Origin of the sequence: Micromonospora sp. U56 (assembly GCF_018070095.1) — a bacterium.
Classification (GTDB): domain Bacteria; phylum Actinomycetota; class Actinomycetes; order Mycobacteriales; family Micromonosporaceae; genus Micromonospora; species Micromonospora purpureochromogenes.
Genome location: NZ_JAGPYL010000223.1, coordinates 1 through 3,602 on the forward strand (window position 1 = coordinate 1; position 3,602 = coordinate 3,602).

General features: G+C 73.7%; 6 protein-coding genes. 1 reads left to right on the forward strand and 5 read right to left on the reverse strand.

Annotation, left to right across the window (positions count from 1 at the left end):
* The 3 genes from KBX37_RS36175 to KBX37_RS33500 all read right to left on the reverse strand — a co-directional run.
* Positions 1–132: helix-turn-helix domain-containing protein (locus tag KBX37_RS36175; protein WP_374103944.1), on the reverse strand; the 132-nt coding region annotated here is incomplete at its 3' end.
* A gap of 159 nt (positions 133–291) precedes the next feature.
* Positions 292–1,314 (reverse strand): hypothetical protein, encoded by a 1,023-nt coding sequence (locus tag KBX37_RS33495; RefSeq protein WP_210779828.1) that lies wholly within the window; start codon positions 1,312–1,314, stop codon positions 292–294.
* The gene (locus KBX37_RS33500) at positions 1,311–1,643 is read right to left on the reverse strand and encodes a PadR family transcriptional regulator (protein WP_210779829.1); all 333 of its coding nucleotides are present in this window, start codon (positions 1,641–1,643) and stop codon (positions 1,311–1,313) included. Before KBX37_RS33500 ends, KBX37_RS33495 begins: the two co-directional genes overlap by 4 nt.
* A gap of 121 nt (positions 1,644–1,764) precedes the next feature.
* Between KBX37_RS33500 and KBX37_RS33505 the strand changes: the two genes are divergently transcribed.
* Positions 1,765–2,436, forward strand: coding sequence for a hypothetical protein (locus KBX37_RS33505; RefSeq protein WP_210779830.1), 672 nt, complete (start codon positions 1,765–1,767; stop codon positions 2,434–2,436).
* A gap of 1 nt (position 2,437) precedes the next feature.
* On the opposite strand, the gene KBX37_RS33510 is transcribed toward KBX37_RS33505, so the two are convergent.
* Positions 2,438–3,385, reverse strand: coding sequence for a Ppx/GppA phosphatase family protein (locus KBX37_RS33510; RefSeq protein ID WP_210779833.1), 948 nt, complete (start codon positions 3,383–3,385; stop codon positions 2,438–2,440).
* Between the two features lie 22 nt (positions 3,386–3,407).
* A partial coding sequence (locus tag KBX37_RS33515; protein WP_210779831.1) for a hypothetical protein occupies positions 3,408–3,602 on the reverse strand: 195 nt, incomplete at its 5' end.

Sequence of the window (3,602 nt, forward strand, 5' to 3'; positions counted from 1 at the left end):
GCCTGCCTCGCGCGCCTGCTGGCGTGCGCGCAGCCCGTCGTTGAACACCACCCGCGCGCACCCGAACGCCCGCGTCAGCGAAACCTGCTGAGCGGGCGTCGGGTAGACGCGGTAGTTGTACCGAAGCCGCACATTAGACAGTCTGTCACTGGCCTATGACCGAGTTCTCGAACGTTCGCACCGGCAGACACTGTCTTCACCCTGCACGCCCATTTGGTCTTGGTAGCCATCAAGATCGAGACGCGCTGTCCCGTTCCCCTCATCCGTTCAGCTATTTCCCAGGATCGATCCTCAGCTCGTCGGGACGGGCGCCGGAGCCGTCAGCCCGGCCGGCGCGGTCACCGTCGGGCCCGGTGCGCTGACGGTCGGCGTCGGCGCGGCACCGGTCGACGTCGCGGTGGCCGAGGGTGCGGCGGTCGTCGGGGCGGTGCCCGGCGGGACCGGCACCTGGGCCGGCGGGCGGGGCCGGAACGGCGCCTGCTCCGGGCAGTACGGGTAGCCGCGCTGCACCGGGTTGACGTCGGGCAGGGCCGGGTCGGCGCAGGAGGGCCAGCCGAGCCGGATCGGGGTGCCGTTCTGGTCGAAGAGCCGGGCGTTCTCCACCAGCCGCCCCTCGCTGTCGTAGACGTAGACGTCCTGCACCTCGTCGTACGGGTTACGCACCGAGATCGGGTCGTAGCCGTAGTCGCCGTGCCAGCGGGCCCGCTCGTCCACCTGCACCAGGGCGGCCAGGGCGAACACGACGAGCACCAGGGTGCCGGCGCGCAGCAGGAGGCGCGGCCAGCGGCGCAGTTCGCCGGCCCGGCGGCCCAGCCAGATCGAGGCCAGCACGCAGCCGACCAGCAGCACCAGCCCGGCCATCGCGCTGCTGCCCACCCGGGGCACCACGGCCAGCGGCGCGCCGGTCATCGCACCCAGCAACGACGCCGCCAGGTAGCCCCGCAGCACCCACCACGCCGGGCGGAGCAGGCGGAGGAACTCGCTCGCCGAGGCGTACCCGAGCAGGGGGCCCAGCCGGGTGTCCAGGCCGGAGAGCCGGCCGCGGACCCGGCCCGCGACGGCGCCGAATCGCTGCTCCAGGCCGAGCCGGCCGGCGGACCGCTCGCCCGCGCCGGCCGCGGCGCGCAACTCGGCCGCGTACGCCTCCGGCTCGCCCAGCCGCTCGACCAGCGAGCCGCCGTCCTCGGCGGCGACCTCGGCGAGATGCTCCGGCAGGTCCTCGGTCAGTTCCTCGCGGACCGCCGGCGGCAGGTCGGCCAGCGCGGCCCGCACCCGCTCCACATAGTCCGTGATCTCCTGCCCAGTGACGGTCATGCCGCCATCCCCCGATCGTCGAGCAGCGTGTCCATTGTGGTGGCGAACGAGCGCCAGGTCTTGCCGGAGCGGGTGAGCTGGTCCCGGCCGGCGGCGTTCAGCGCGTAGTACTTGCGGTGCGGCCCGGACTCGCTGGGCACCACGTACGTGGTGAGCAGGCCGGCACCGAAGAGCCGGCGCAGCGTGCCGTAGACCGATGCGTCGCCGACCTCGTTGAGACCGGCCTCGCGGAGCCGGCGCAGGATGTCGTAACCGTAGCCGTCCTCGTCCTTGAGCACGGCGAGCACGGCGAGATCGAGCACACCCTTCAGGAGCTGTGTGGTATCCACGGATTCGAGAGTAGTGTGGATTGCGTAGTACCGTCAACGTCCTCGCCGCGGTTCAATCCTTCAGATTAAGTTTCGCTTAGCGGACCTGCTGATCCGCGATCAAGATCGGTATCTTGCCCGGATGCGACACATCCGAACCGTGATCACCGCAGCCGTCGTGGGTCCGCTGGCCTGGATCCTGTTCGCCCTCGGCCAGGATCGGTCAGCACAGGCGTTCGCCAATGCACAGGATGGCGGGGCGCTGGACAGCAGTGATTTCGTGCGACCCGCCCTGGTGCTGGCGGCTGCCGGGATCCTGCTCGGGCTCATCGCCACGCTCCGCATCTCCCCGCTGGGCGCGGCGCTGACCGGGCTGGTCTACTCGGCCAGTTACCTGGGCCTCCTGATCCGCCCGGCCTCGGTGATGAGACTGCTCGACCACAAACTGACCTTGAGCGGCCACCAGGTCGACCTGGCGGCCCCGGTACGGACCGGGACGACCCTGCTGGTGGGCTCGCTGTTGCTCGTCGGGGTCGTGAGCATCCGCCGCTGGCAGCGCTGGCCGCAGCCTGCCGCCGACGCACCCGCCGCGCTGGTACCGGACGAGATCATCCCGCCCGTGGTGGGACGGGACCGCCCACTGGGCGTGGACGGTCTCGGCCTGGGCACGCCACCCACGACGCCGGAGCCGGAGCTGGTTCGGACCGGCGGTGCGGACCGGCCCGATCGTTCGGACCGCGCCGGCTCGCTGTCGGGCGGCTCCGGGGACGGGCGCGGGCAGTGGTCGGACTGGAGGCGCCAGCCGTCGCGGTGAACTACTGACGCTGGTCCTGCGGGGCGAGGCTCCAGGCGATGCCGTCGAGGATGTCGTGTTCGGAGGCGACCACCGACGGCATGCCGGCCCGCTCCATGATCACGCGGAGCACCAGCGCACCGGCGCCGATCACGTCGGCCCGCCCGGGGTGCATGACCGGAATGGCCAGCCGCTCGTCGCGGGTCTTCGCCAGCAGGTCGGCGGTCACGTCGGCCACCCGGTCGTACGACGCCCGGGCGTGGTGGATGCGCTCCGGGTCGTACTCGGTGAGGCCCTGGGCGATGGCGACGACGGTGGTGACCGACCCGGCGAGGCCGACCAGCGTGGCGGCCTGACGGCCGGGGACGGCCTCGAGCGCGCGGTCCACCGCGACCGCGATGTCGGCCTGCGCGGCGGCGACCTCGTCCAGCGTGGGCGGGTCGCCGTGCAGGTGCCGCTCGGTCATCCGGACACAGCCGATGTCCACCGAGATCGCCGCCTGCACCCCGCCCTCCCGGGTGCCGACGACGAACTCCGTCGAGCCGCCGCCGATGTCGACCACCAGGTACGGCGGCTCCGCGTCGGCGGGCAGCCCCCGGACCGCGCCGGTGAAGGAGAGCCGGGCCTCCTCGTCGCCGGTGACCACCTCGGGCGCGACACCGAGGGTCTGCTCGACCATGGCCCGGAAGTCCCCGGCGTTGGCGGCGTCCCGGGAGGCGGAGGTGGCACACATCCGCACCCGCTCCGCGCCCAGCTTCTCGATCTCGGCGGCGTAGTCGGCCAGCGCCACCCGGGTCCGCTCGATCGCCTCCGGGGCGAGCCGCCCCGTCCGGTCGACGCCCTGGCCGAGCCGGACGATCTCCATCCGGCGGGTCAGGTCGACCAGCGGCGCCTGCGCCCCGGCGGACGGGTCGGGCAGGTCGGCGACCAGCAGGCGGATGGAGTTGGTCCCACAGTCGATGGCGGCCACACGCGTCGTCACGGCAGCAACCCTACGGCAGCCTGCCGGCCCCGGCCCCGGGGTCGCGCCCCCACCTCCGCGCCCCCACCTCCGCGCCCTGCCGGCCGTCGTGCCGACGACGGGCGACCGGCGGGCAGCGGGCGGCGGGCAGCGGGCGGCGGGCGGCGGGCAGCGGGCGGCGGGCGGCACGACGGCCGGCAGGGCGCGGGCGGCGGGCGGGCGGCGG

Coding starts and splice junctions, on each gene's coding strand:
- KBX37_RS33505 (WP_210779830.1), top strand. CDS start 1,765: ATGCGACACATCCGAACCGTGATCACCGCAGCCGTCGTGGGTCCGCTG.
- KBX37_RS33495 (WP_210779828.1), bottom strand. CDS start 1,314: ATGACCGTCACTGGGCAGGAGATCACGGACTATGTGGAGCGGGTGCGG.